The following is a 26,050-nucleotide window of genomic DNA, read 5'->3' as shown; positions in this document are numbered from 1 at the left end:
ACTTTCCGATGATAGGGTCGCGCGATGCGAATTGCCTTCTACGCGCCGCTGAAGTCACCCAATCATTCCGTTGCCTCCGGCGACCGCCAGATGGCACGCACGCTAGTCAAGGCGTTGGAGCATGGAGGACACAGGGTCGAACTGGCATCCGAATTGCGCTTGTATCTACGTGAACCGGACCGGAAGAGTTTCGATGCGCTCAAGATGGAGGCTCGAGAGGAAGCCGCGCGGCTGACCAGGCTTTGGGATCGTGACGGCAAGCCCGATCTATGGTTCTGCTATCATCCCTATTACAAAGCGCCCGACCTGATCGGGCCCGAGCTGGCGTCGACCTTTGCTGTCCCATATGTGACAGCGGAAGCTTCCTATTCGAGGCGGCGCAATGCCGGTTTGTGGGCCGATACGCAAGCGTTGGTGGTGCGAGCCGTCGAACAGGCGGCGCTGAACATCTGCTTCACGCAAAGGGATCGTCAGGGACTGGAAGATGCGACATCCGAGGCCGCTCTCGGCATGCTTTCGCCTTTCATTGACACATCGGTATTCCGGGAAATGCCGGCACGAGTTTGTCCGACGCGCCTGGTTACCGTTGCCATGATGCGCCCGGGCGACAAAGTCGAAAGCTATCGCATGCTGGCCCAAGCGCTCGGTGTGATCGGCCACCTGCCCTGGACCATGTCGGTCGTCGGCGACGGGCCCGCCCGTGACGAGGTCAAGGCGCAATTCGCCGGCTTGCCCGCCGACCGTATCGAATGGCTTGGCGCGATTGAGCCAGCCGCCGTGCCGGATGTCCTCTGTGGTGGGGGAATTTACGTCTGGCCGGGTTTCGGCGAGGCCTATGGCGTCGCTTATCTCGAAGCACAAGCCGCCGGGCTACCGGTGGTGGCTCAGGACATTGCCGGCGTACCGGAAGTCGTGCGAGATGGCCAAACCGGGTTTCTCACCCCGCCGGGCGATGTGGCCGCATTCGCTTCTGCAATCGAAAGGCTGCTGGCTCGTAACGACGAAAGAACCATCATGGCCGCAGAAGCCAGACGTTTCATCCTCGAAGAACGTTCCCTCGGCGTTGCAGCGGCGCGTCTGGCCGAACTTCTTGCGAAGGTCTCGGCTTCATGACATCCGATCGGATCTGGCAGCCCTTGGTGGAAGAACTGGCGGGCCGGCAACGGGCGGGTCGTAAGGCAGAGTTCTGGCTGCGCGACGATGATGCCGTGGATCCGACACCTGCGCTTGATCGGCTGCTCGACCTCACCGGTGAATTCGCGGTTCCGGTCACTCTGGCCGTCATTCCGGCCCTCACTGATGAGAAGCTTGTCGCCCGGCTTGACGAGGCGCCGCATGCGACGGTCGCCATCCATGGCTGGGTGCACCGAAATCATGCCCCCGAGGGTCAGAAAAAGCAGGAACTCGGCCCGCATCGGCCTCGCGGGGCGGTGCTCGATGAACTGGCTGGCGGCCTGTCGCACGTAACCGGCCTGCACGGCGCGCGCGCCGTTCCGATGCTGGTGCCCCCCTGGAACAGGATCGACGCCGCCCTAGTACCCGACCTTGGACCGATAGGATTTTCGGCATTGTCGGTGTATGGGCCGCCGAAGCCGGCTTCAATGGCGGTCATCAACAGCAATGTCGACATCATGGATTGGCATGGCACGCGCGGCTGCCGCGATCACGGCCTATTGATCCAGGCTATCATCGCGCACTTGCAGCATGCATTCGACGACGAACCGGTCGGCCTGCTCACACACCATCTCGTACATGATGAATCGGCCTGGCTTTTCCTCCAACGGCTGTTCACAGTCACTGCACAGACCGACCCCTGCCCATGGCTTCCAATCAGGACATTGATCGGGCGCAGCGCGGTAGAGGAAAATAATTCAGCGCTTTTTGTGCAATGAGACTGGAAATTCGAGCGTCTGGCCATCCCGCGCGGCAAAAGCGCCGGCAAACCTGTCTTTGGCCAGTTTCTCGATCTCGTCCAGTTCCTCATCGGTGCGTGTCGGATCGTGGTGAAACAGCGCAAGCCTCCGCGCACCGGCTGCCTCACAGAGCTTGACGCCCTGTTGCCATGTCGAGTGCCCGTTGCCGCGGCGGCGTTCCATTTCCGCCTCGGTGTAGGTGCAATCGTAAATGACGAGGTCAGCATCTTCGATCAGACCGAGCACCGCCTGATCGAGTTTGTCCGGCTCGTGCTCAGTGTCTGTGATCACCGCAACGACGCGGCCGCCCCATTCGACCCGGTAGCCGATGCAGCCGCCTGGGTGAACAAGACTGCCGGTTCGGACCACCACCCCTTCGCGCGGCCGAAGCACGTCTCCGGGCCCGAAATCACGGCAGTCGAGGCTTGCCTTGCAGACCTCCAGTTTTACCGGAAACCACGGCGGCCGAATGAACTCATCGACCATCTGCCGGGTCGTCATGCGTCCTGCAAGATGGCCGGACCAAAGCGTAACCTTGACGCTCCGGTCATAGATCGGCGCAAAAAACGGCAGCCCGATGATGTGATCGTAGTGGCAATGGGTGAAAAGCAGGTCGAAATCGGTCACGCCCGACGTCCGAAGCGCCCCGCCGGCAGGCCGCAGGCCAGAGCCCGCGTCGAACAGAAGCGTGTGCTTACCGCATCGCATCTCAATGCAGCTTGTGTTGCCGCCATAGCGAGAGAATTCTGGCCCCGATACCGAAATGCTGCCGCGCACACCCCAAAACCTGACCAGGAAAACGTCGTCCATGCTACCCCTTCGCTGTTCCCGTCGCCCATCGTAGCCAAACAACTGCTGCTAGAGCAATTCCAGGAAAAGTGTGAACCGGTTTTCCGTCCGGAATTTGCGTCCAAACGAGAGCCGAGACTGGTTTCCTCCAGTGATCTTCTCAGCAAGAGGCGTGCTATCACGACGGGGAGGATCGGCCGCACGTCATTCGCTATTTGGCGCTTCGTGCGTCGATCAGATCCGCGGTGGTATGGCTTAGGCGATCGGCAAGAACCCGCAATATCTCAATGGTCATTTCCGGGGACTCCTTCATAAGCCTCAGGAAATGATCCTTGCGGATTCTTAAGGCTTCCAGCTGACTTGACGCTCTGACGGTGGCCGTGCGGGAGCTGTTGCACAGTATGGCGATCTCGCCAACAATCGAATTTGGCACCATTTCGGCAACTTTTATCGGTCCGCTGTCGGAATCGACCAGAATATCCGCCATGCCTGAAAGGATGACATAGGCGGCATCTCCCTCGTCGCCCTGCCGGAAAAGGATCTGGCCGGCGCTGTAGCTCACGCGATCGGATGTGAACGCAAGCAGTTTGAGCTTTGTCAACTCGATGCCAGAAAACAAGGGAACGCGTTGCAGCATTCCAACTTCATCCTTGAGCAGCATTGTCGCAAACCTCAAAATTCGCGTTTGCCAGATTAGAGCAACGGGCACCCAGATGGAATTAATTCCGTTTCCGAGACATCGCTCTACGACACCAGTTCCTTGAAGATACCGTTCTCTGCCAAAAGTGTCTCGTGTGTTCCGTCTTCCACCAATTGACCCGAGTCGAAGACGATAACGCGATCGAACATCATCGCCATTGACGGATTCGTCACGACCCACACAATTGCCGGCGAATGGCCGTCGCTTCTGGCTTCCTCAAGCACATTTCGCAGCACCTTATCCTGCATGCGTTGGTCGAGCGCCGATAGCGGCCGGTTGAGAATGAGAAAATCGGGCCGCTTGAGCAGGGCTCGGGCAACATCGAGCTTCTGTCGCTGTCCACCGGTCAGCCGCCTGCCGCCGGCGCCGACGTTGAAATCCAGGCCGACATCGAGAAGTTCGCCATAAAGCCCCAGCTCGTCAAGAACGTCATAGAGGATGGAGCGTATGCGGTCCGGCGCGTCGGGATGGTTGTTGCCCACACGCCCGAACAGGACATTATCCATGACCGTAGCCGCGGCAATGTATTTGGCAGGATCATACCGTTCGATCGCGTTATGCAGCTCGGGCGGCAGGTTTTCATAGAACCGGTTGCGGGCAGTGACGATCTTGCTCATCAGCTCATCGCTCAGCAGGCCGAAGCGGTGCCGGGGCTCGATATAGGCAAAGCTCAAGCTAACGATCATGGCGCGATCGTTCTCCGAAACCGCCTCGTAGGGACGGTTGTTGAGCCGTTGCAGCAAGGTTTCGTAGGCCGGTATCTCCTCGGCGCTCATGAAGGCGAGCTGCTGGAAGAACTGGTGATCGGGTGGCAAGTCGGCAAACAGCTCGATCGCCTGTTTGGCGATCTCCAATCCCATTTCGTAGAGCGTGCGGTCGAGGCCGGCTTGCCTCAGCACTGACGCAAAATAGGGATTGGCCGCCAGGGCCCGGTCGGCCAATTCGGGGCCGGCGGCAGCGCCGAAGAGCAGGTTTTGGCCGATCGTTGCTTCCTTGTTGTAGGCGCCCGGTTCGAAAGGGACCACCAGTCCGCTCAGCCCTTCCTGTTCCAGCCGGGTTCGCAGCGCCGCACGCAGTTCGACGATCCGCCTGGCAAGCTCTGTGTGACGCTTTAGGTCGGCCGAAGAGCGCAAGCCAAGATCCAGAATGTCGCGCGACAGAACAACCGCGTCGAGCACCCGGCGCACGGCTTCAAAGAGGTCGTGCGGGCCGGTGGCGCCGGCGGAAGCATAGTTGATCCAGTCGCTGTGGACATCAAAATCCGGATTGCCCGACCGGCGCGCCTCGTCGATGTTCCAGCGATGCTGGTCTGCGGCGGCACCGTCATAAGTCACCGGTGTCAGCGGCGCATGCTTCAACCCGTAGAGCAGGTTATCGCGGAGGCTCGCCTGGAACAGGAAAACATCCGACGAGGCATAGGACATGCGCCGTCCGGTCACTGCTTCGGGGAGTTCAAGCAGGTCGTCGGTGCCCGAAGCGATCCTTCCGCTGTCGGGCCAGTTCAGCCGCGCGAAGGCTTCTGCAAGCGCTTCCGCTCCACCTGTTGCGGTACTGACCAGCGCCAGCGTCTCACCCGGCTTGACCTGGAGGGAGACCCGGTTGAGAAGCATCGCACCGCCATCGTCTGCTATGGACAGACCGATCGCCGACAGGGGTTTGGTCATCGGATCGGGATCGTCGATCGCCAACGCCCCGATTCTCGGCGCCATGAGACCCTCCACGGTGAACTGTTCGACGACCTGCTGATATTTGACCTGGACATCCTGCCGATCCTGATCCCAGTCGATCAGTTCCTTCATCGGTCCGGGCAGGTCCTTGTAGGCGCCGATCACGGCGACGAGCTGGCCGACGTCCAGCCGACCCTGGATGACCAGATACCCGCCGATCATGTAGAACAGAAAGGGCGTGAGCTGCGCGAGAAAATTGTTGAGGAACTTTACCATGAATTTCCATTGGTAAAGATCGAAGCGGATCTTGAAGATGAGCCCGAGCCGGGCAGCTATGTCGGCGCGCTCATAGTTTGATGTATCGTGTACGTGAACCGCACCGATGCCGTCGACGATTTCGCCGACCCGGCCCGAAAGTGCGCGCGCCGTCAATTGCCGTTGGCGCCCGAGCACGATCAGCCGCCGCCGCATTCGCGGGATGAGCACGATCTGGATCACCACGATCACGACCGCTATCATTCCGAGCCAGACGTTCTGGACCATGATGAAGAGCATGGCCGTCAGCGCCTGGCCGCCGAGCAGTACCGGCTGCAGGAAGGCATCGCCGATAAAGCCGCCCAGCGGCTCCACCTCGTCCTTCACCATGGTCGCCACTTCGGCGGATTTCACCCGCTTGAAGTAGACCGGCGGAAACCGCAGCACACGATCAACCAGTTCGAAGCGGATACGCCGCAGCATACGTTCACCGAGGCGGCCCTTGTAGGTGTTGATGTAGAGTTTGAACAGGCCGTTGATGACGACCAGCAAGAGGAACACAAGGCTCAGGGCAAACAGCGTCTCCTTGCGGTCGAGCTGAAAGCCGGAGAAGAACTGAACCTCTCCAATGAACGGCAAGTTATAGTGTAGCCTCATGAATGGTTGGGTCGCGCCCGGTTGCTCGAAGCCTCGACCTTGGATCGGCCCGTTGACGATCAGCTTCGGCAAGTCGAAGGACATGAAATACGGGACCATCGAAAGCACGACGATCATCAATATCCAGAGCTGCTGCTTCTTGGTGTGCGTCCAGATATAGCGGGCTAGGCTGGGTTCCATATGCGACTGTGGATCCTTCAGTTGGAAGGATGCGGGATAGAGACGCACCTGCTGGCGAATGGGATGTCGGCAATCTCTTCGTCGCCAACGACAATCTCGAAGCTGCAGTGCAGGGAGATTGTCCTGCGCTCTGACGGTTCGCGGCTTCCGTAGGGTTCTGGCGAATAGGCGAGCACGAGGCTGCAGCTGCGCGGCTGGTACTGGCGGATGGACGCCGATGGTCCGGACAGACGCAGCCGGCTCTCTCCGGCATCGGGCAATGGCGAAGCGGCTTGCAGCATGATCACGTCCGCGGATCGAACAGCCTTGCGGGAGGCAAGATTGCGTTGTGTCGCCCGAAATCCCAACATACAAGACGAATATGATGGATGTCACGCAACCACGCAATGCCGGCATGGACTGGCACGAACAAGCCCTGGACCTCACGCGGGGAATTGCTGCCTATGTCAACGACCCTCTCGTCGCAGGGCTGGCGCGCGTCATCACCAAGCATCCGAAGGCCGATATCGCGAACGCCTTCAACCACAAGCAGGTCGCCTGCAAGATGTGGGCGCTCGAGAAGCTGTTGGAAAGCTGCGGCGGCCGATTCGGGCGCATATGGGTTCTGGGTGGATGGTACGGCATATTGCCCGCAATGCTTTTCAACGACGCTCGCTTCGACATCGGGGCGATAGACAGCATCGACATCGATCCCGAAGTCGCGCCCGTCGCCGGGACCCTCAACCGGGAAGCCGGCGACCGGTTCCGGGCGCTGACGGCAGATATGTACGCGCTCGACTATGCGGCCGGGCGGCCCGACCTGACGGTCAATACGAGCTGCGAACACATAGCCGATCTGCGCGCCTGGCTTGCTCTGCTTCCGCGGGGCACGAATGTACTGCTGCAATCAAACGACTATTTCAGCGAGCCGACACACATCAACTGCGTGGCTTCGCTGGCAGCGTTCGAAGCAATGGCGGCGCTACGGGAGGTGCGGTTCTCCGGCGAATTGCCGACAAAAAATTATACGCGCTTCATGCTGATTGGATCTGTTTAGACTAGGCTTCATCGTCTGTTTGATCATGAGCTTTTCCGAAACCGGGCTCGATTTTTAGGGACCGTGTTCGATACCTTTCGCGCAGGATTTGCGCCGAGTGACGCGCGCCTTCTAGATCGAGACGATGCGCGGATGGCGTCGGTGCCACAAGCGCCTGTTCGATCGCTTGCGCCAATCCTTCAGGCGTTAGGTCCTTTTCCATCAGCACCGTTGCAAGACCGAGTTCTTCGAGCATCAGAGCGCGAACCGTTTGTTCGGTTTCCCCGCCGGCTGCAAATGGAACCAGCAGGGAGCGACAACCCGCACGCAGGACATCGCAGACGGTGTTGTAACCAGCCTGCGACACTGACAGGCGGGCGCCGGTCAGCAGGCTGGCGAAATCCTCGCGGAACCGGAAGATGGACAGGCCAGGCGTGGCATCGCCCGCGATCGCGTCAAACTCGTCTTTCGGCAGGTTTGGGCCGGTGATCAAACACCATTTCCAACCGTTGTTGGCGTTCCGCGCCGCTGCGATGGTGGATCTGACAAGCCTCTTTCCGGCAGCCCCGCCGCCAACCGACACCAAAACGTCGAAGCGCTCGGAGCCCACGGGCGAAGGCGGCGCGGCAACGAGCCCTGTGTAGGTGACTTCGGCCCTGATCGCCCCAGCCAGTGGAAACGTCTTGTCGATGGTTGCGAAAGCCGGGTCGCCATGGACCATAACAAGGTCGAAATGCCGGTTGATGAGATCGACCGTTTCCTCGTTCCGGCGCGGCTTGACGCGCTCCTGAAGGATATCACGCACGGATGTCACCAGCAGCGGTCTGGGCGACGTCGCGGCGATGGCTTCGAGCAGCGGCAAGAGTTCGAAACGCATCTGCCGGCGTCCAAATGGAAACGCCTCGACAATGACGATATCCGGCCTGCAATCCCGGAATGCCTGCAGCAGCATCTCTGAACGCCGTTTCCTGAAATCATCGTCGATGGGTTTGCCCTGCAAATCGACAAGTCCGGAAAATCCATCATCACCGGAGGTGACAGGTGGCAGGGTTACTGATTTTACCCCGAGCCCCGGAAACCCTGCAACCGGCGCTCCGCCGGTCACAACGGTTACGTCAAACCCGTCATCGACCAGAGCCGCCGCGACGCGGCTAGAGCGCGCGAGATGGCCGATACCGAGCAGGTGCTGGACATAAAGGAAGGCGCCCAGCCGGTTCAATCGACGGCCCGCCACTCGCGCTCGAACAGGTCCTTGAGCTGTCCAATGCTTGCCAGATGATCGAAATTGCCGCGCACGCGCCGCTCTGCTGCGTCGCCGAGGCGGGTGCGCAGCACAGGATCACGGATCAGGCGCTCCAGCGCCTGTGCCAAGGCAATTGGATTATCCGTGGGAACCAGCAGCCCGGTTTCATCCGGCGATAAAAGCTCCGGCACGCCGGAAATATCGGTCGACACGCAGGCAAGCCGCTGGCTAGCCGCCTCCACCAGAACATTCGGCAGACCGTCCCGGTCGCCATTAGCGGTGATCCTGCAGGCCAGGGCGAAGATGTCGGCGCAGCGGTAATGCTCAAGCACCTCCTCCTGCACAAGCGCGCCTTTCCAAGAGATGCGACCACTCAGTCCTAGCTTTTGCGCCAGTACCTTGAGCCGTTCCAGTTCCTCGCCGTAGCCGATATGCTCGAAACGCCACGCCAAATCGCCAGGCAAGAGGGCAAGGGCCTCCAGCAAGGTATCGTAGCCTTTCTTTTCAACGGCGCGCCCGACACTCAGAAGGATAACCGGTTCGTCCAGCGCCGAGCCGTCATGGTGCTTTCGCGCCTCGCCGAAACTTCCGAAGCGATCGAGGTCGAGCCCATGGTAGCTCAGATGCACAGACGCGTTGCCTTTAGCGAGCTCTTTCAGACGGTCGAAGCCGGTTTTCGTGCAAGTGACCGTCCAGCGCGCCGAGGAAAGCTTGCCAGCCAAATCCCAGTCCGCCGAAGTCCAGATGTCCTTGGCATGGGCTGAGCAGCTCCAGGGCAGGCTAAGAAGCTGGCTGGCATAGCGCGTCACCGATGCCGGCGTGTGCGCGAAATGTGCATGCAACCATTCCGCATCTTTCGGCCATTCGGCCGCCAGCACCAGCGCTTGCCCGAAACGGCGCGCGCGATTGCGGGTAAAGTCGCGGGGGATATCGGCAGCCAGCGATCCGAGCGCGCGCCAGAAGCCCGGCCGCAGCAAATAAGCAAACAGCGAGCGAAGCACGCGAAGCGGCTCTTCATGCAGATATTCAGGCAGATAATGGACGGGCGCTTTGATCTCGTCATGCACGGGGTGGCGTTTTGCGTCGGTCGGCCGCCTGAGCGCGACGAGTATCAGCTCGAACCCAGCACGCTCCAGACCGAGCAGTTCCTGCGCGATAAAGGTTTCCGACACCCGCGGATAGCCCTTCAGAACCACGACGATCTTGCGATGTCGCAAGTCAGTTCATTCCTTCAATGACCGACAGGTGATGGCCGGCCCGCCGGTCGAGCAGTTCCGCGACAATTTCGGAAATATGAGGCAGCCCTTCCAGCGTCAGATGCGGATTGCTCTGTGATGGGCGGGGCCAGTCCGGCAGCGCCACCAGTGCATCGGCAAACCGCTGGGAGTCCTTGGCTTCTTCCGGCAAAAGCATCTCGATGAGACCGAGTTCGGCTGCGCGCCGAGCGCGGATCAGTTGTTCCTCGCGGGGCTCGACGCGCGGCACGATCAGCGCCGGCTTGTCGAAAGATAGTATCTCGCAATAGGTGTTGTAACCGCCCATCGCCACAACCGCCTTGGCGCCGGCAATCAGGTCTTCCATGCGGTTGTCGAACTCGATGATCTTGATATACGGGATCTTGGACCCCTTCTTGAGCAGCTTGTTGCGCTTGCGGGCCGGCATGTAGGGCCCAAGCACGACCAGCGCCCTGTGTTGCAATTGCGGCTCCTGCTGATAGGCATCGATGACGTCGTGGATCAGTTCGGCGCCGTCGCCTCCGCCACCGGTGGTAACGAGGATATAATCGCCCTCGGGCCGGTGGCCGGGCAACTCGTTTCGCTGCAGGCTCCGTTGCAGGAAACCGACGAATCTCATCTTTGCCCTGACAACCGGCGGAACATCCAAGCCGGTCAACGGATCGTAGAAATCCGGCGGGCCATAGGCCCAGATCTTGTCGTAGAACAGGCCAATCTTGCGCATCACATCCCTGCGTGCCCACTCTGCTTCGAGCAGATGCGGCGCATCCATCACCTCGCGCAGGCCAAGCACCAGCGTGGTTCCCCGCGTCTTGAGGTAGGACAGCGTGTCCTCAATCTCACCGCGCAGGCCGAGCGGTTCCTTGTCGACGATGAAGATATCCGGCCGGAAGGTCTCGGCGGTGTGGCGGATGATCGACTGGCGCATCCTTAGCGTCTCATGCAGATCGATATCCTTTTCCAACGAGGTGTACTCGCCGTTGCGCAATTTGATGACGCTGGGGATCTTCACGAAGTCGACACGGGCGCGGTAGTCGAAGGCGCCAGCGATAGGCGCCCCCGAAATGATAAGCACCTGAAGTCCGCGGAAATCCTCGACCAGCGAATGCGCGATCGTCCGGCAGCGCTGCAAGTGGCCGAGCCCGAACGTGTCGTGGCTGTACATAAGAATTCGAGCATTTTCTGCGTGCTGGGTCATTGTTGAACGTCTTTTCGAATTCTCGCCTTGAGAACGGTGACAAACCCGCAGGCTTCGGAACCGTCCTGGCTGTACCGACCTGTTGTGAAACATGACGGCGCAATTTTCAATTTGTATTAGCAAAAAACCGCAGATCGCCTATTTATCCGCGAACTCATCGACTTTGCCCTCCCTCGGAAGGCCTCCAAGCGGTGGCGAACACTTAGCTAGCGTGACAATGCGCCCGCCACTTAACCACGACATACCCTGATCTGCCCGCGCTACGATCCGGCCTACCAGGCCACCAATACCGAACCGGCGCAGGGCCGCGGACCTGATCGGCCAGAGCTCGCGGCTCCCTTCTATCACCGCTGCTGCCTCCGCTAACTGCCGGCGCTGTTGCCGAGTTCTCCGAGGTCGGGATGGTGGAAAAGCTCGGCTGCAAGACGCCGCCGATCTCGGTGGCATCTTCACCGATTTCTTCACGCTGCAGGTCGAGCCCTATATCGGCGAAGCGATCCGCTATCTGGAGCTGACGACCGAAGGCAAGCAGTGGATCGCCAAGCTCCACGGCAAGCTCTTCCGGCCAGAATCGGGCCGCACCCGTCTTGCAGCCGACCTCGGCGGACCTTTCGGTGGTAACTTGGGAGCCGGGATTGAGACGGCGTTGATCGACGCCTTGGAAGATTTCGTGAAGCGGTAGCGCAAGCGGCTTGTGGCCTCCAAGCAGGCTCAGCAGACACACCGAACTAGCCTTTCGCCCACCGCTTTTCGGCAGCTTTCTTTGCGATCTCGGCGCGCCGCTCTGGCGTCATGTTCTCGGCGCTTCTTTCCGCCCTTCGCACCAAGCGCCTTCGCAGCTGGGTCTTTGCCGTCATCAATCACGTCGTCGGCTTCATCGCCCGTGGCAATGCGCGTGACCCCGACGGCGTCGGCGGGGCGCTTCTGGCTTTTAGGTCCGGTCTTGTTCTCCCGGTGGCCGATATTTGATCGACGATGCCTTTTGCAGTGCTGCAATCGTGTCCTCGACGGTCAGGAGGACGGTCGTCTGGATGGAACTCAGCGCTCCGCCCGAGCCGATCGCCAGCGCGGTGGCCGCCATAGACACGTTATCCGGAGCCTCCCACAAGTTATAGCCGTCGTGTTCGCCAAAGGCGTACCAGAAGCCGTGCAACTTTCCGCCCACCGATTCAATGTACTGCTTCGCCGCCTCTCGGCGGTCCTCGGGGTTATTAATGAGCTTCGCCCATGTTGCCGGCGTGTAGCTGAACCGAGTCAGGTACAATGGCATGGTCTTTCTCTCCCTTGCTTTGCGCTAAGCATATAGGAGTTTGCAGCCGGCTGCGACAGCGCTGTCGACGGCGGCAAATTTCAAACTGAGACACTACCCGAATTTTGCACGATTCTACTGCCCGAGCCGATTGGTGCTACACTGACAGCCAGTTAACGCGACGGACCCGTGTTCGGTGATATGACCAAAGTAACCGCCTTACCCGACAGAGTGGATTTCGACGTGGCCGCAAATGAGACCTTGCTTGAGGCGGCTCTCAGATCGGGCGTGCCATTTGCCCACGCATGCGGCGGCAGGGCGAAATGCTCGACATGCCGCGTTTGGGTTCTCGACGGCATTGAGGCTTGCCCGAACCGGAATCCGGACGAAACCCTGATGGCGAACCGGTTGAGATTGGCCGATGAGGTTCGGCTGGCCTGTCAGCTCAGGCCGCAAGGCGAGCTTCGCGTCCGGCGCCTGGTGCTAGACGAAACCGACATAATGATCACCAGCCAGCTAGGCGCTTCCGCCGCGACGCGTTGCGGCGAAGCAAGGCATGTTGCGGTGTTCTTCAGCGACATTGCAGATTTCACAGCGCTGTCGGAGCGGCTTTCCCCCTACGACGTGATGTATCTGCTCAACCGCTACTTCGCCCAGGTCGGCGACATCATCGAGCAGAATGGCGGTTTCATCGACAAACTGATTGGCGATGGGCTCATGGCTATATTCGGTATCGACGACCAGCCAGACGCTCCGCTTCGCGCCGTGAACGCCGCACTTCAGACCCTCGCTACAGTCGATCGTCTGAAGCCGTTCTTTGCCTCGATGTATGGCATCGATTTCGATATTCGTATCGGCCTCAACTATGGCGAAGCCGTCATCGGCACATTGGGTTTTGCTGGACACGAACGTCTTACGGCTATCGGCGACGTTGTAAATCTGGCCAGCCGGGTCGAGTCCGCCAATAAAGATGCCGGCACGCGCTTGCTGATATCTGAGGCTCTCCGCGACCAGATCGCCGAAAAGGTGGAAATCGGCGACTTCGTCAGGGTACGCCTTCGCGGTACCGGCGAGCGCACAAGCCTGTTCGAAATCGTCAGGCTGAAGCCCGAAATTGACGCCGAGCTGAATGCCAAGGGGCTTCGCGAAACAATCCGGCGCGGCGGCAGGAGGTGGGTTCGCGCTTTTTCCGAAGACGAGCTTCAGCCCTACGAACGTCGGATTCTCGAGTTTGAAGATTACGATATCGTTGTCGTTCGCGGATCCGACAACTATTGCGCCTTCAACAATGCTTGCCCGCATCTTCATCTGCCGCTCTACGAACGCCGAAGTTCCGCTCAGGCCGAACAGCTGAAGCTCCCACACACGGGGAGCACGATCACCGCAGATCTTGGCCTGGTCTGCCGCTGGCATCAGAGTTGTTTCGACCTGCTTACCGGCGAAATCAGGGAGTGGGCCAAGTTGGAGCACGACGGCAGCAGGGCGGGCTTGGAATATCTGGGTGACATTTCGAAAAACCGCGCAAAGTTGATCGTATACCCCTGCCGAAAGCAGGACGGCTTTGTGTGGATCGGGCTCGAGTGAAGCGAAGTTCCGCTATTTCAGTTTTCCGCCGGAACCTATTACAATGTCCGGACTGGGTCATTCTCGTGGGGTTGTGGCTTGTCTGTTCACGTCCGGTCACGAAGCAATCCGGAATATCTGAGTTCACCGTTGGTGATGCGCATCGCAGCGCCACCTTTGCGCTTGCCTTGAAGGCATCCTAGTTTGGAGGATAGTAGCTGCTCGTGGGCATAGAATGTCGGCACTGCCTTTCTTAAGAATGTACGCGCCGCTCAACGCGCTACTGGCTGCGATTGGGCTTGTAACGGTGGCTACGCTCACGACACCGGACATGTCCGGACGAAGCAGACTGGCTCTGGATGCAGTCCTCGCGGTCATCTGGGGCGTGTATCTCCTGCAACTGGCCGAGACGCTGCTCAAGCGGCGGGCGGGAGCCGTTCGGGACAGGACGCCGGCAATCGCCATCGATGTGCTCGCGGTTTTGGTTCCACTCGCCGCATTTCTGCTCGTCGGCATGCCCGACCGGAGCCTCTACTGTGCTGTCTGGCTGCTGAAACCGCTGCGCGACTCGACTTTCTTCCCGCTGCTGGGCAGGATCCTGACCAACGAAGCGCGCAACCTGATCGGCGTCACCACGCTCTTCGGCATCGTTCTGTTCGGTGTCGCGCTCGCGGCCTATGTCATCGAGCGCGACGTCCAACCGGAAACGTTCGGCAGCATCCCCCAGGCAATGTGGTGGGCGGTGGTCACGCTGTCCACCACCGGTTATGGCGATGCTGTTCCGGAAAGCTTCGCCGGCCGCGTCCTGGCCGGGATAGTCATGATGAGTGGCATCGGCATCTTCGCGCTCTGGGCTGGCATTCTTGCCACCGGCTTCTATCAAGAAGTCCGTCGCGAGGATTTCGTTCGTAATTGGCAATTCGTCGCCGCCGTGCCGTTGTTTCAGAAGCTCGGCCCGGCCGCGCTGGTCGAGATCGTGCGCGCGTTAAGACCCCGCATCATGCCGGCGGGCACCGTGATCTGCCGCAATGGCGAAATCGGTGATCAGATGTTCTTCGTTGTGGAGGGGCGGGTCAGCGTCGCGACGCCGAACCCGGTGGAGCTTGGCCCTGGCACCTTCTTCGGCGAGATGGCGCTGATCAGCGGCGAACCCCGCTCGGCCACCGTCAGCGCCGCAACGGTGGTCTCACTCCTGTCGCTGCACTCGGCGGATTTCCAGATGCTATGCAGCAGCAGCCCGGAGATTGCGGAAACTATCCGCAAGACCGCGCTTGAGCGGCGCGGCGCGGCACCGATGGCTTGACCGTGATGCCGACCACTGTTGATCAATCGAGGGCACTCGGTGATGAATATCACCGCGACATCAATTGTTCGCCCGATCGTCGACAAGGCGCCGCACAAGAGGAGCAATTGCGGTCGCCTCATCGATTGCAATTGCGGCCGCCTCATCGATAGGGGAACGATGCCTGCCTAAGCCTTTTCGACAGGGACGGCGCGTCAACACCCGAGCTGGCGGGTGAGCCATTTCTGCCTCATCCGTCAAGCGCTGGAAAAAGCTACGAGCGTCTGATCCATCCACGATGCCTTGCCAATCTGCCCGAGGTTTGCGCAAGCCTGTCAGGGTCTGATATGGCCAGTCGGCTGCTGACCTTCTTTCGATCGCGAGGCCGCGATCCACGGGCAACGGTCCGGCGAAGCGGTCCTCGCGTTGCGACTGCTCCGCCGGTCCGATGGCATTTCGAACTCTGCAGGCGGGGAAGATGCAGGATCGAATGTCCATTCCAATTCAGCCCGGACAAACAAAAAACCCGGCGGTTGCCCGCCGGGTTTTCAATTTCGCCGAAGCGAAATTTATTAGAACGAGCGCTGGAAGCGGAGCATGCCGCCGATGTTGCTCTTGCTGTCGGCATTGGTCCAGTTGGAGAAGTCGGCGTCGTCGAACTTGCCTGCATTGAGGTAGTCGACTTCGGCCGTGATCGTGAAGCCGGGAACCACATCGTAAGCAATGTTCGCGGCGATGCCGAGGTTCTTCCATTCGTCATACGAGATCTGGGCGTTGAACGAGGTCTTCTCGTTGAACTTGTAGGTGCCACCGCCCCACACTGCCCAGTTGCCGCCCCACTGCTTGTAGAAGCCACGGCCGCCGCCCGCGAGTGCATAGGTCGGATCGCTGAGGTTGTCGTCAGTGCCGTAACCGCCAATGATGAACAGCTGGATGGCGTCAGAGACGTTCACATCCAAGCGAACCTTCCCGGCGACTTCCTCGTAGTTGCTGTCATAAGCGACGACACCGGTGATGGCGCCCCAGCCCTGCGTCCACTTCACGCCGCCGACGACATGCGGAACGTAGCTGTCGATCGTACCCTTGCCGTAGAAACCATCAGTGCCGCCGCCCGCACCTTCTTCGAGAGACAGGACTGCCGAGAAGCCGTTGCCGGCGTCGAAGTAGTACTGGACGACGTTGGTGTCGAAATCGCCGTAGGGAACCAGCGTATCCTGGATGACGTTGCCGGCGTAGCCGATGAACGTGTTGAAGGCCGATTCGTCCTTACCGACGCGCAGGCCACCGAGCTGAATCCATGCGAAGTTCAGCGAGACGCCCGAGTTGCCAGCAGTATTGTCAGTGTCGGTGGCATTGGTGGCATAGTCGTTGCGGTTGCCGAAATTCCAGCGAGTCTCGGTGTAGGTCTTCAAGGTGCCGAGTTCGGTTTCCTGGCCAGTCCAGGTCTTCAGCGTGAAGCGGGCCTTCTTGCGCCAGGTATCCTCCTCGGTGCCATCCTGCACGTCACGGGTCCGGGCGCCGTCGAACGAACCGACGTCGCCGCCGCTGATGTCGTAACGCACATAGCCGCCGATGCGCAGGCAGGTTTCGGTGCCGGGGATGTAGAAGTAGCCAGCGCCGTAGACGTCGCAGATCTTGACGTATTCAGCGGGTTCCGGCTCGGCGACGACGACGGCGTCGGCGGCGCGCGCACCGGAAACTGCGATCAGGGCCGCAGCGGAGCCGAGAAGAAGGCTCTTGATGTTCATTTTCTGACCTCCAGTCAAAAGTTAAAAAACGGGTCTGGGTATTCTTTGCTGAAGGACAGCGTTCCCTGCCCCATCCCCACTAACCGAAAAAGATGCGCACCGCGCCGCTTCCTCGAAACCGACAATACCCATGAGCCGGCGGCGTTCAACCACGATCGTGCCGGCGAAAGGACTGTTTGGCTGCTATCCCCGGTCTGTGTTGCATAAACGTCACGATTTGGCCTTAGTCGGAAAGCTCTCGTTAACGATTGAACCCCTTGCACCCCTTGCAATCCGGCCGAATCCCGCGGGCTATTGCCTGAATTGCGGCGTGTATGCCGAGTCGTTCGCCAGGGAATCGCCGCAGAATGGCCACATGGTCAAAACGACATTGCAAGAGAAGCCGGAATTTTCGGCGGTAATGGCTCCCGCTTGTTGATTGTGCCGGCGCTTTTCTTTATCCGCCTAGTGTCGAAGGCGCTCCCCTGCTCCACTTGCCGTGAGGGCTTACAAATGGGCAATATCCACAGCTTGACTGAGTTCCGCCGTCAGAAAGAGCGGGCGCAACGGATTCGTTTCCTCGAACGGGACGAAGAGGCCCGGCTGTTTGCTGCCATCAAGAACCGTAGCGAGGACGCCTATCGGCTCTCGGTCTTTCTTGTCGATACCGGTTGCCGTCTCAGCGAGGCTCTCGGGCTGATCTGGAATGATATCCAGGAGCACCGCGTCAGCTTCTCGACCACCAAGCCCGGCCGCAGCCGCATCATTCCGATGACTGAACGCACCAAGGAAATGATCAAGCTGCATATCACGGAGGGCCGCCGGCCCAAGGGCCCGTTCACCAAGGTCCGCCAAGCACAGTTTCGCGCCGTCTGGAACGGTGCGAAGGCCGAGGTCGGCCTCGGCGCCGATGATCAGGTGGTGCCGGATATCTTGCGCGACACCTGCGCCTCACGCCTTGTTCAAGGTGGCATCGACATGAGACACGTTCAGATGTGGCTCGGCCATCGGACGCTTTCGAGGACAATGCGCTATGCGCATCTTGCCACCAACGACCTCGAGGGCTGCGTCATGGTTCTGCGAACGCCACGATAGGCTCCGTTAGAGTGCGGCGCCTTCGTCCGTTCTCGGCGCGCCCGACAACAAACCTCAATCCAAGACAGCCAGAAAAGCTGGCAACAGTTCCATCGATCCCAAAGTTACTTCCGATAAACCACACGATTGAGATTTATCTTGCGTTTTGCGTTTCGCTCAACTTCCGCTGCGCCCGTTCCAGAAATGCCGCGACTGGGGCTGGGCGCGCTGCTTGCCCCTGGAACACCGCCGAGGCGCGGCACTCGTAAGCTGCGATACCATTGGGCAATTATGTATCAAGGTGGAGGCAGCTGACAGCTCGGCCCGGCAAAGCAGTTGCAGGCGGACCGCCTCTCTCGACGCGATGGCACCAAGCATATTCTTGTGGGCACTCGAATCCCTCGGAAGCTGGAGCCTGGCAAGCTCCAGCGATCTCGATTCGGCGCCCTCTTGAGGCTATAGAAAGCAATGGATATTCCGCGCATCAGCATCATTCAGGAGAGGCAGACGACGTGACGACAAGACGACGGTTCTCGCGCGGTGGCAACATTATTAAGCAGTCCAACCGAAAGGCACTGGAAGATGCCCTGGCTACTGCGGTGACCAAATTGCTTAGTGAATACGACCCGACAATCCGGAAGCCGGCACTTCGGACCGCCGCAAGATTAGCGGGATACCTAGCTTCAAGTCTCGCCGCCCAAACCCAGGCCGTTCAGCGAGCCTTGCCTGCCATAGAAGATAGCCTTGAGCCTCTTGCCCATGCTTTTCTGGCTCAGCTCGTGGAAGAGGCGCAAGGACGATTTGACCCCCAGTTGCACCGCTTCAAGGCAGTGCCACCTCGAATCCAATCTCCCAGCCCTATCAGTCTCGCAACTGACTGGGCTGGCCCCGTGGCCGGTCCCACAGTGATAGAGAGGCACTTTGGAATACCGAGGTCGACGCTCTTCCGTTGGCAAAAACGCAATGAGGCGATCGCACTTCAAACTGGTAGCAGCAGGTTCGTTTTTCCCCTGAAGCAGTTTGTTGATGCTCGACCAGGAGGCGGGATAGCAGCTATGATAGCCGTCTTCGGGGACCATCGGTTGGCATGGCAATGGCTAATGGCCCCGAACGCGAAATTTGGCGCAACCTCGCCAATCGATGCTCTGCTGACCGGCAAGGCTGCTGACGTACTTGCGGCGGCTCGCCTCGCTGTGGACGAGTAAAACGCGGCCAACGCTCAGATCAGGCACATTCCATCGAATTCGAAGGGGTGCGACGTGTGCCAGCTCGGGGTCGGAACAAGAGCAGTGCGATATCCGCCAAGACGAACATGTCTCGACGTAGAAGCGTCGCCGTCCGACTTGCGGCGCCCCCGCAGGTCCACGGCTTATACGGCCAAACCATCGGCGACGAACTGCTCTGCCACCCAACCGTAGTGGCCGCCATGTGATTTGAAGCCGGGGACGATGACAACCACGCCGCGCGGCTTGGCCGAGCGCCACGTCGAAAGAGGTGATCTCCTACGGGATTAAGTAAAGAGCTCACGTCGGTTTGCTGGGAGCGTAGCACTCGCGTGTAAGGGCAACTAGCCGCCATAGAAGGTCCGCTTTGGCCAGCTTCAGACGTTGGTCCGCGCCAGAAGCCGCAATTCCGCTCTCGGTCCCCGAACTGCCAGTCAGCATGTCGGTCGTTGAGCAGGCCATAGCCGCATCCCAACAGCGGACATCGCGGATGACAATGCTCATGGCCGCGCCACAACCGGACCATCGCCAATCGTGGCGAAATATGAAGATCCGAACTCGACCTTGGTCGTTGCAGATTTGAGCGTCCCAAAACGAGGCCCGGGAACCTGACCTTCAGCGCAAGAGCGTGCGGGAGCGCTACATTTGACGTACGGGCACATCGAAGCCGCCCAAGTTTCAAGGCTTGAACACCGCAAGCATGTGAAGATCCAATCGGTCCCGCCACTGTGTCATCCCATGGCACGGATGAGACGATACACTGCTTACCGCAGCGCTCGCGACGGCTCGCGAAACGGCGACCCACGAGGCTTTTTTCGTGTTATAATGCGCCTGCAACGCGCGTATTCTCGACCTCGGCAATATGGCAAAGGTCGAAAGCAATTTTTGCCCTGGCGTCCCCCAGCACGGACTCAACTCCGGATGGCGGGGTATGCTTTTCCGGGGCGAGGAGGTTGTCCATGTCCACGAGTAATGTCGAACGCCCGCTGCAGCCGGGCGACCGGGCGCCGAATATTATTCTCGATGCGATCTCGCGCGAAGGCAAAATCGCGCTGACTGATTTTCGAGGTCGTAGCCCATTGTTGATCGGCTTGTTTCGAGGCCTGCACTGTGCGTTCTGCCGGCGCAGTGTCGCGGCAATGGCGCAACTCAAGCCGGCCCTGGGTGAGAAAGGCGTCGAGTGCCTGGCGGTCGTCAATACGCCGGTAGAGCGGGCACGGCTCTATTTCCGTTACCATCCGACACCCGATCTTCTCGCTGCGTCCGACCCGGAGCGGGCATCGCACCGTGCTTTCGGCTTGCGCGAGGTCGGGATGGACAAGGTCATGGGGATCCGTATCGATCTCCCGGGTGAGTTGCCCGAACCTATGGACCCGATGGCAATGGACGAGTTTCTCAACAAGAAGGAGGGATATGAAATTACGGAAGCCGATCAGCAGATGATGGCTTCCCCTAAGGAGCTGCTTGTTGGTCAGTTTCTCATCGACCGAGGGGGCATTGTACGCTGGAGCTTCACTGAAGTTTTGGAGGATGGCCTGAATACCTTCAAGGCGCCGAATCCGAAGGAATTGATGTCAGCGGCTTCCCAAGTTGCACATTAATGGGCTGCGGAAATAGGCGGCTGACAACTCGCTCGACGACCGCGCCCTTCCCGCTTACTACCGGGGAAAGGCCGTCCTGGGTCAAAACCTGAAGATCGTGAATGACCGCTTCGCGCCTACCTCGGTCATAGAGTCGAGCGTATATCGAGGCAGTGCCTTCACGCTGCTTCACAGCGAATTCCTACTCCGGCGAATAGACCAGCGTTCTGCGGCCATAGGCGCCGAAATAGACGATGGCCAGTGCATACCAGACGGCGACGCCGATGGTACCCTGGCGGTGTAACGGGTCGGTAAGCTGGAAGCCGATGGTGATCAAGGCGATGATCACGGTCAGCCATGCGCCGGGGACACCAAAGGGGCTCCTGTATGGGCGTTCAATGTTCGGGAAACGACGGCGCAGTTGCAGGAAGGTCAGCCCCTGCAGAAGATACGAGAACATGGCGCCAAAAACAGCCATGTTCAGGAGCCTGCCACCGACGTAAGTGCCGGCGGCCCCGCCGCCCTGGGTAAACCAGATCACCACCATGACGACGAAGCCCGCGAGCGATCCTGCGGCAAGCGCCACGTTGGGCGTCTTGTGTTCGCCGTGGGTTACCGACAGGAAATGCGGGAAATAGCCCGCGCGGCTCAGTGAATATATTTGCCGCCCGTAGCCGAAGATGATCGCGTGAAAGCTCGCCACCGACCCGGCGACTGCGAACAGCGCGAGGACCTTCGCCCAGCCCGTTCCGTAGATCGCCCGGAAGCCGTCCAGTATCGGCTCGCCGGACGTTCCGTACGCAAATGCCCCGTCGGGCAGTGCCGGGCTGATGATGAGGATCAGAAAACCGGAGGCGAGCAGCGTGAACATGCCGAGCATGATGCCTTTGGGCGTATCACGCTTGGGATCCAACGATTCCTCGGAGGCAAGCGGCAATTGCTCAATGGCGAGGAACAGCCACACCGCAAAGGGCATCGCCGCGAAATCCCCCTGAGGCCGAACGGCAGGAATGGCCCGTGCCCGTCCGGCAGCGCGATTGCCGCCCCGTCGGGTCCCACTCCGATATTCATTGCATTCTTGGCGAAGTCGAATCGTGCCCACGCCAGCGCACTGAGAAGAAGAATACCAGGATGGCCAGGGCGATGAGCGTGACGACCACGGTAACTCCGAACGGAAGTGCGACGCCGCGCACGTTCACCGACAAAAATCAAGTAGCCCATGGGCCACCAGACCGGCTGCCATGCGTCCGGGTGCCTGTGATGGCCGTCATGTAGGTGCCGATGAAATAGACCACGACCGCCGGGGTGAGAACATATTCAATGTTTTCCGCGCCGCCTTTGAGCCCAGAAGATCAGGCCGAGCAACAGGATGGCCCGGATGGCTAACCAGTAGCGCGACGGTCGCTCGGCGGGCACCAGCACCTGGTTGATCTCGTCGCCGGGCTGCAGGCCGAATTTGGCCGCCTGGCTGCCCAGCCGCACGAAGCCAACCGTCACGCTGTCGCGTAGCGCCCTGATATCCAATCCTGCAGCCTTGAGGCGCTCCGTGGATGAATTGCCAGACCCGAGTTGCAGCCTCACCAACTTCGACATCCGGATCACCGATGTCGATTGCCATGTCCGGATCGACGGAGTGGCATTGCAAGCGGGAAAATGAATACCACTTGAAGTTGGTTCGTCTCCGATGACGCGCCGCAACGCATTGATAAAAACATTCTGGTATAAGGTCTATTTTCCATAGAGTTTCCGCACAGACTGGAAAATCAATGGGTCCTAAGCTTTTGGTTATAAAACCTGAGGAGGGCATCGCCGTGCTCAAGGGGCTTGCCTCCTTGGCGCGCATTTCCATGCTGAAACTGCTGCATGAGAAGGGGCCGATGAATGTCAACGGCATCGCCGCCGTGCTGTCGCTGCCGCAATCAACGGTGTCGACCAATATCCAGGTGCTGGAGGATGCAGGACTGATCCGCACCGAGAACCAGAAGGCGAGGAAGGGCAGCCAGAAGATCTGTTATCCGACCGCAGAGGAAGTGCTCGTGGTCTTCAAGAGCGAATATCGTGCGCTCAAGAACAACGCCATCGAAGTGTCGATGCCGATCGGGCTTTACACCGGTTTCGAGGTGACGGCGCCCTGCGGTCTCTGTTCGCCGGACGGCATCATTGGTCTGCTCGATGTGCCGAACACTTTCCTCGATCCGGATCGTATGAAGGCTGGGCTGTTGTGGTTCACGCGCGGTTTTGTCGAATACCAGTTTCCCAACAATGCCAAGCTGGCCAATGCCGAGATCACCGAACTCGAAGTGGCGGTAGAGCTGTCCTCTGAAGTGCCAGGCACGAGCGCCGACTGGCCCTCCGACATCACGCTGACGATCAATGGCTTCGATGTCGGCACCTGGACGTCACCCGGAGATTTCGGCGACAAGCGCGGCGTCTTCACACCGTCCTGGTGGAAGCTCAAGGGCTCCCAATATGGCAAGCTGAAGAATTGGCGGATTTCTACCGACGGCACCTATGTCGACGGCATCAGGATTTCTGAAACCAGCCTCGCCGCACTGGACCTCAAAAGCCATCATTCAATCCGCGTCCGCATCGGCGTCAAGGATGATGCCAAGCGTCCTGGCGGGATCAATATTTTCGGCAAGGGGTTTGGAAATTATGACCAGGACATCCTGCTGAGGATCAAAACCGGCTGATAAGCCTCGTTGGAAGCCGTCACCCTAGCAATGTGACAAGCAACTAGATTGGGTGGCTCAGCATTCTCCGAAGTGCTCGGGCCTGTCACAGCGCGCTCAACGAGGCGTCTCTCGCCCTTGAAGTCTGTGCATCGGCGTGACGATCTTGTCTTGCCTGCCAGCTTCGCGATTCACTGTCTCATATGCGTCGGCGCTACCTGCTGGTGATCGAGGAGCACCGGTCGAACATGGTCTCGGAGGTTCGCGAAGCTTCTCGCGACAGCCATCCAGCCGTTCATCTTCATTGCGGGATTGGGCAGCATGGCACCTACGGTGCCGCCGATGGCGCGACCGACGTCTGCAGCCAATCAGCGCCAGGATTGCCGGCCGCAGCCGTAAGGATCATGCAACTTTTGAAAACAGAGCGACGTCACATTTCGCCAAGCCGTAGCGCCACCGGTGATCGGTCGCTGCAACCCGGCTTTGGTAGAACAGTGAAAGTTGGCTGCCTTGGATCATCACTGTCGAGTGACCGTTCTCGCCCGGTTGCCCTGGTTCGAGCACTGGGCCGATCGAGACGTAAGGTCCACTCACCTCGTCAGCAATGGCAAAAAATACCCGTTGCCGGTTCCCCCGAAGGCTATTTGGGAGAAAGCAAGTGGCGTTGAGAAGCACGCGGCCGTCCGGCAACTCGACCAGTTGTGCGCCTTCTATGCCCCATTCGTAGTCGGGATCCTCTCTCGCATTGTGGTGAGGAACATCATTGTGGTCGAGGATCTTGCCGATCCGCTTCCAGGGACCGAACCACGAGTCGGATTGGCTCCGTGCAAGATAGATGTCGGGCTGTGGCACCCGGGTGAAGTTTGGCATGGCGGAATAAACGAGATAGCGCTTGCCGCCAATGATTGCAGGATGCGGATCGTACACCCCATCCTCGTCCGTGTTCGGGATGGCAAGGATTGCCGGGCTGAGAACCACCCAATGGAATCCGTCGTTGGAAACGGCGTGCTCACAGCGGCCCCCAGACTTCATGAACTCCGTCTGGATGAACATGTGAAAGACGCCGCTCTCGTGGATTACACCTGGAGCCGCTACCCCTGTGCCATTGATAGGAAGTTTGATCGACTCGTGTTCGGTCCACGGCCCATATAGCTCGGGCGCCGTCGCATGCAGGATGCTCCACGTCTCGGTGCTCACCGTGCCGCTTGAGCCGAAGACGTGCCACACCCTGCCGTCGAAGACGGGACACGGGTCCTTGAGATCATCCACGCTTTGCGGATGAAATAGCGGGAAAACGTTGGTTTCGAAGTCGATCTTCATGTCAGTCCCCGCAATTGCCTTTGCTCGACCTCGCTCCGGTCGCGCAGGCGAATCAATTTAACATCCTGGCCATTTTATATCCCGCGAGTTGAACGCAAATACGGCGAGGACGTTGTCCACGAGCATTCCCGTTACTCGTCGTCGCTCGGAAATTCGACAGCCGCGCCTTTTTCGCATTCGGCGGCAAGGCGGCGACCGAGGCTCACCACTTTATCTTGGAACAACTCGCCCGATCGAAAGTTAGGAGTTGGTGTCTAAGCTTAGTTCTCCGCCACACGCCATTAACAAATGTTATTCGAACAAAACACCGTCGCCTATAAAAAGGAATATTTCCATGGAAGCAGCCTTGGGCAGGGTAACCGCTAGTAAACGCGCCATCCGAGACAATCTAACGGTCTGCTTCTCCCACCTGCGATGGAACTTCGTTCATCAACGTCCGCAGCATATTCTCACTCTCGCTTCCGCACGGCAGAGAGTGGTCTACTTTGAAGAACCTCTTTTCGAAGAACTGCCACAGCCGCTATTACGGATGAGCGAAGCATCGCCAACCATTCTAATTGCGACACCAGTGCTGCCGCTTGGCACGTCAGCCGCGAAAGCAGATGCCGTCCAGCGGATATTTGTCCAACAAACAATCGCTTCTATGTCGCACAACCGGCTGATCGCTTGGTATTACACGCCAATGGCTCTTCGCTTCACGGAGTACCTCGACCCAGACATATGCGTCTATGATTGCATGGACGAACTCTCCGCGTTCAAGAATGCGCCGCCCGAACTGGGGCAGATGGAAAAGGCGCTTTTGCGCCGTGCCGATCTCGTTTTTACCGGCGGGTTGAGCCTGTACGAGACCAAGCGTCACCTGCACCAAGCGATCTATCCCTTTCCGAGCAGCATCGATGTAAAACACTTTCATAAGGCGAGGAAGCCAGGAAAGGACCCAGCCGATCAGGCCGACATTCCTTACCCAAGGGTCGGGTATTTCGGCGTGATCGATGAGAGACTGGACGTCGCTCTCGTCGCGCGAGCGGCAAAGATGATGCCGGACGTTCATTTCGTTATGCTCGGCCCGGTGGTTAAGATCGACCCTGAGAGTCTGCCTCAAGCTGAGAACCTGCATTGGCTAGGTGCGAAGGCCTACTGCGACCTACCCGATTATCTGCGCCATTGGGATGCAGGCTGGATGCCGTTTGCACTCAACGAAGCGACCCGGTTCATCAGCCCGACCAAGACGCCGGAATTTCTAGCGGCGGGCCTGCCGGTGATCTCGACGGCAATCGTCGATGTGGTGCGCACTTACGGCGCTGCTGGACTCGTGGAAATCGCGGACGGAGAAGATCTGCAAATTAAGCTACGCTCCGTTCTTTTGCGACCACGTCAGATGCTCCTGCAGCAAGTAGATGCCTATCTTGCGGACATGTCCTGGGAACGAACATGGAATGCCATGGCAGCTCACATTGAGCGCGCGTATCAACGCAAGAAGGTCGTCCCTCTTCGCAGGAGCGCATAGC

General features: G+C 59.4%; 22 protein-coding genes and 1 pseudogene. 11 read left to right on the top strand and 12 right to left on the bottom strand.

Translation table 11 applies throughout. From position 1 onward, the window contains the following. Window positions 1–24: 24 nt before the first annotated feature. Both NKJ26_RS16775 and NKJ26_RS16770 read left to right on the top strand, forming a co-directional pair. Window positions 25–1,113 carry a glycosyltransferase family 4 protein gene (locus NKJ26_RS16775; protein ID WP_352696240.1) on the top strand — a complete coding sequence of 363 codons (1,089 nt, stop codon included), beginning with the start codon at window positions 25–27 and terminating at the stop codon, window positions 1,111–1,113. Beyond that, window positions 1,110–1,892, top strand: a complete 783-nt coding sequence (locus NKJ26_RS16770) for a polysaccharide deacetylase family protein (RefSeq protein WP_352696239.1) — start codon at window positions 1,110–1,112, stop codon at window positions 1,890–1,892. Before NKJ26_RS16775 ends, NKJ26_RS16770 begins: the two co-directional genes overlap by 4 nt. Here the strand turns inward: NKJ26_RS16770 and NKJ26_RS16765 are convergent. The 4 genes from NKJ26_RS16765 to NKJ26_RS16750 form a co-directional block, all read right to left on the bottom strand. Beyond that, a complete protein-coding gene (locus NKJ26_RS16765) occupies window positions 1,872–2,723 on the bottom strand; it encodes an MBL fold metallo-hydrolase (RefSeq protein ID WP_352604503.1) in 852 nt (283 codons plus the stop codon). The two genes, NKJ26_RS16770 and NKJ26_RS16765, sit on opposite strands and share 21 nt — an antisense overlap. A gap of 190 nt (window positions 2,724–2,913) precedes the next feature. Beyond that, window positions 2,914–3,363 carry a cyclic nucleotide-binding domain-containing protein gene (locus tag NKJ26_RS16760; protein ID WP_352604501.1) on the bottom strand — a complete coding sequence of 150 codons (450 nt, stop codon included), beginning with the start codon at window positions 3,361–3,363 and terminating at the stop codon, window positions 2,914–2,916. A gap of 83 nt (window positions 3,364–3,446) precedes the next feature. Continuing rightward, window positions 3,447–6,161, bottom strand: a complete 2,715-nt coding sequence (locus NKJ26_RS16755) for an ABC transporter transmembrane domain-containing protein (protein ID WP_352604499.1) — start codon at window positions 6,159–6,161, stop codon at window positions 3,447–3,449. Window positions 6,162–6,178: 17 nt separating this feature from the next. Further along, entirely contained in the window at window positions 6,179–6,442 is a 264-nt protein-coding gene (locus tag NKJ26_RS16750; RefSeq protein ID WP_352604497.1) for a hypothetical protein, read from the bottom strand. Between the two features lie 80 nt (window positions 6,443–6,522). Between NKJ26_RS16750 and NKJ26_RS16745 the strand changes: the two genes are divergently transcribed. Next, window positions 6,523–7,197, top strand: coding sequence for a class I SAM-dependent methyltransferase (locus tag NKJ26_RS16745; protein WP_502899555.1), 675 nt, complete (start codon window positions 6,523–6,525; stop codon window positions 7,195–7,197). 1 nt (window position 7,198) lies between these two features. On the opposite strand, the gene NKJ26_RS16740 is transcribed toward NKJ26_RS16745, so the two are convergent. From NKJ26_RS16740 to NKJ26_RS16730, 3 genes are read right to left on the bottom strand one after another with little or no spacing between them, the layout of a single operon-like run. Continuing rightward, entirely contained in the window at window positions 7,199–8,395 is a 1,197-nt protein-coding gene (locus NKJ26_RS16740; RefSeq protein WP_352604495.1) for a glycosyltransferase family protein, read from the bottom strand. Beyond that, complete coding sequence (locus NKJ26_RS16735; protein ID WP_352604493.1) at window positions 8,392–9,636, bottom strand: glycosyltransferase family 4 protein; 1,245 nt, start codon at window positions 9,634–9,636, stop codon at window positions 8,392–8,394. Before NKJ26_RS16735 ends, NKJ26_RS16740 begins: the two co-directional genes overlap by 4 nt. Window position 9,637: 1 nt before the next feature. Continuing rightward, the gene (locus NKJ26_RS16730; protein WP_352604491.1) at window positions 9,638–10,852 is read right to left on the bottom strand and encodes a glycosyltransferase family protein; all 1,215 of its coding nucleotides are present in this window, start codon (window positions 10,850–10,852) and stop codon (window positions 9,638–9,640) included. Window positions 10,853–11,117: 265 nt separating this feature from the next. Between NKJ26_RS16730 and NKJ26_RS33575 the strand changes: the two genes are divergently transcribed. Then, the gene (locus tag NKJ26_RS33575; protein ID WP_502899558.1) at window positions 11,118–11,534 is read left to right on the top strand and encodes a hypothetical protein; all 417 of its coding nucleotides are present in this window, start codon (window positions 11,118–11,120) and stop codon (window positions 11,532–11,534) included. A 249-nt stretch (window positions 11,535–11,783) separates the two neighbouring features. Here the strand turns inward: NKJ26_RS33575 and NKJ26_RS16725 are convergent, their stop codons facing one another. Further along, window positions 11,784–12,122 carry a GYD domain-containing protein gene (locus NKJ26_RS16725; protein WP_352604489.1) on the bottom strand — a complete coding sequence of 113 codons (339 nt, stop codon included), beginning with the start codon at window positions 12,120–12,122 and terminating at the stop codon, window positions 11,784–11,786. A gap of 168 nt (window positions 12,123–12,290) precedes the next feature. Here NKJ26_RS16725 and NKJ26_RS16720 point away from each other — a divergent pair, with 168 nt between their 5' ends. Continuing rightward, window positions 12,291–13,685, top strand: a complete 1,395-nt coding sequence (locus NKJ26_RS16720; RefSeq protein WP_352696238.1) for an adenylate/guanylate cyclase domain-containing protein — start codon at window positions 12,291–12,293, stop codon at window positions 13,683–13,685. A gap of 214 nt (window positions 13,686–13,899) precedes the next feature. Beyond that, window positions 13,900–14,967 carry a cyclic nucleotide-gated potassium channel gene (locus NKJ26_RS16715; RefSeq protein ID WP_352696237.1) on the top strand — a complete coding sequence of 356 codons (1,068 nt, stop codon included), beginning with the start codon at window positions 13,900–13,902 and terminating at the stop codon, window positions 14,965–14,967. Window positions 14,968–15,518: 551 nt separating this feature from the next. Here NKJ26_RS16715 and NKJ26_RS16710 read toward each other — a convergent pair. Further along, window positions 15,519–16,694 (bottom strand): porin, encoded by a 1,176-nt coding sequence (locus tag NKJ26_RS16710; protein WP_352696236.1) that lies wholly within the window; start codon window positions 16,692–16,694, stop codon window positions 15,519–15,521. A 492-nt stretch (window positions 16,695–17,186) separates the two neighbouring features. On the opposite strand from NKJ26_RS16710, the pseudogene NKJ26_RS16705 reads away from it, so the two are divergent. The 3 genes and pseudogenes from NKJ26_RS16705 to NKJ26_RS16700 form a co-directional block, all read left to right on the top strand. Then, window positions 17,187–17,768 (top strand): annotated as a pseudogene (locus NKJ26_RS16705) (site-specific integrase); the annotation flags it as partial. A 491-nt stretch (window positions 17,769–18,259) separates the two neighbouring features. After that, complete coding sequence (locus NKJ26_RS33570) at window positions 18,260–18,952, top strand: antitoxin Xre/MbcA/ParS-like domain-containing protein (protein ID WP_502903118.1); 693 nt, start codon at window positions 18,260–18,262, stop codon at window positions 18,950–18,952. A 977-nt stretch (window positions 18,953–19,929) separates the two neighbouring features. Next, complete coding sequence (locus tag NKJ26_RS16700) at window positions 19,930–20,571, top strand: peroxiredoxin-like family protein (RefSeq protein WP_352604481.1); 642 nt, start codon at window positions 19,930–19,932, stop codon at window positions 20,569–20,571. A 181-nt stretch (window positions 20,572–20,752) separates the two neighbouring features. Here the strand turns inward: NKJ26_RS16700 and NKJ26_RS16695 are convergent, their stop codons facing one another. Both NKJ26_RS16695 and NKJ26_RS16690 read right to left on the bottom strand, forming a co-directional pair. Beyond that, entirely contained in the window at window positions 20,753–21,526 is a 774-nt protein-coding gene (locus NKJ26_RS16695) for an amino acid permease (protein WP_352604479.1), read from the bottom strand. Between the two features lie 341 nt (window positions 21,527–21,867). Further along, a complete protein-coding gene (locus tag NKJ26_RS16690; protein WP_352604477.1) occupies window positions 21,868–22,143 on the bottom strand; it encodes a DUF3394 domain-containing protein in 276 nt (91 codons plus the stop codon). Between the two features lie 173 nt (window positions 22,144–22,316). Here NKJ26_RS16690 and NKJ26_RS16685 point away from each other — a divergent pair, with 173 nt between their 5' ends. Further along, a complete protein-coding gene (locus tag NKJ26_RS16685) occupies window positions 22,317–23,243 on the top strand; it encodes an ArsR/SmtB family transcription factor (RefSeq protein WP_352696235.1) in 927 nt (308 codons plus the stop codon). A 381-nt stretch (window positions 23,244–23,624) separates the two neighbouring features. Here the strand turns inward: NKJ26_RS16685 and NKJ26_RS16680 are convergent, their stop codons facing one another. Next, on the bottom strand, window positions 23,625–24,542 hold the full coding sequence (locus NKJ26_RS16680) for a glycoside hydrolase family protein (RefSeq protein ID WP_352695793.1): 918 nt from the start codon (window positions 24,540–24,542) through the stop codon (window positions 23,625–23,627). A gap of 334 nt (window positions 24,543–24,876) precedes the next feature. On the opposite strand from NKJ26_RS16680, the gene NKJ26_RS16675 reads away from it, so the two are divergent. Next, window positions 24,877–26,049, top strand: a complete 1,173-nt coding sequence (locus tag NKJ26_RS16675; protein ID WP_352696234.1) for a glycosyltransferase family protein — start codon at window positions 24,877–24,879, stop codon at window positions 26,047–26,049. The last annotated feature ends 1 nt before the right edge of the window (window position 26,050 follow it).

Source organism: Mesorhizobium sp. M0152 (assembly GCF_040322415.1).
Classification (GTDB): Bacteria; Pseudomonadota; Alphaproteobacteria; order Rhizobiales; family Rhizobiaceae; genus Mesorhizobium.
The sequence above is the reverse complement of the archived record's forward strand: the minus strand, read 5'-3'. Positions and strand labels throughout refer to the sequence as shown.

Bases quoted from the DNA above. Each gene is read 5' to 3' on its own strand.
- NKJ26_RS16755 (WP_352604499.1), bottom strand. From the start codon at position 6,161: ATGGAACCCAGCCTAGCCCGCTATATCTGGACGCACACCAAGAAGCAG.
- NKJ26_RS16725 (WP_352604489.1), bottom strand. From the start codon at position 12,122: ATGCCATTGTACCTGACTCGGTTCAGCTACACGCCGGCAACATGGGCG.
- NKJ26_RS16715 (WP_352696237.1), top strand. From the start codon at position 13,900: ATGTCGGCACTGCCTTTCTTAAGAATGTACGCGCCGCTCAACGCGCTA.
- NKJ26_RS16700 (WP_352604481.1), top strand. From the start codon at position 19,930: ATGTCCACGAGTAATGTCGAACGCCCGCTGCAGCCGGGCGACCGGGCG.
- NKJ26_RS16690 (WP_352604477.1), bottom strand. From the start codon at position 22,143: ATGTCGAAGTTGGTGAGGCTGCAACTCGGGTCTGGCAATTCATCCACG.
- NKJ26_RS16765 (WP_352604503.1), bottom strand. From the start codon at position 2,723: ATGGACGACGTTTTCCTGGTCAGGTTTTGGGGTGTGCGCGGCAGCATT.
- NKJ26_RS16775 (WP_352696240.1), top strand. From the start codon at position 25: ATGCGAATTGCCTTCTACGCGCCGCTGAAGTCACCCAATCATTCCGTT.
- NKJ26_RS16750 (WP_352604497.1), bottom strand. From the start codon at position 6,442: ATGCTGCAAGCCGCTTCGCCATTGCCCGATGCCGGAGAGAGCCGGCTG.
- NKJ26_RS16680 (WP_352695793.1), bottom strand. From the start codon at position 24,542: ATGAAGATCGACTTCGAAACCAACGTTTTCCCGCTATTTCATCCGCAA.
- NKJ26_RS16745 (WP_502899555.1), top strand. From the start codon at position 6,523: ATGATGGATGTCACGCAACCACGCAATGCCGGCATGGACTGGCACGAA.
- NKJ26_RS16695 (WP_352604479.1), bottom strand. From the start codon at position 21,526: ATGCCCTTTGCGGTGTGGCTGTTCCTCGCCATTGAGCAATTGCCGCTT.
- NKJ26_RS16770 (WP_352696239.1), top strand. From the start codon at position 1,110: ATGACATCCGATCGGATCTGGCAGCCCTTGGTGGAAGAACTGGCGGGC.
- NKJ26_RS16760 (WP_352604501.1), bottom strand. From the start codon at position 3,363: ATGCTGCTCAAGGATGAAGTTGGAATGCTGCAACGCGTTCCCTTGTTT.
- NKJ26_RS16730 (WP_352604491.1), bottom strand. From the start codon at position 10,852: ATGACCCAGCACGCAGAAAATGCTCGAATTCTTATGTACAGCCACGAC.
- NKJ26_RS16710 (WP_352696236.1), bottom strand. From the start codon at position 16,694: ATGAACATCAAGAGCCTTCTTCTCGGCTCCGCTGCGGCCCTGATCGCA.
- NKJ26_RS16685 (WP_352696235.1), top strand. From the start codon at position 22,317: ATGGGTCCTAAGCTTTTGGTTATAAAACCTGAGGAGGGCATCGCCGTG.
- NKJ26_RS16675 (WP_352696234.1), top strand. From the start codon at position 24,877: ATGGAAGCAGCCTTGGGCAGGGTAACCGCTAGTAAACGCGCCATCCGA.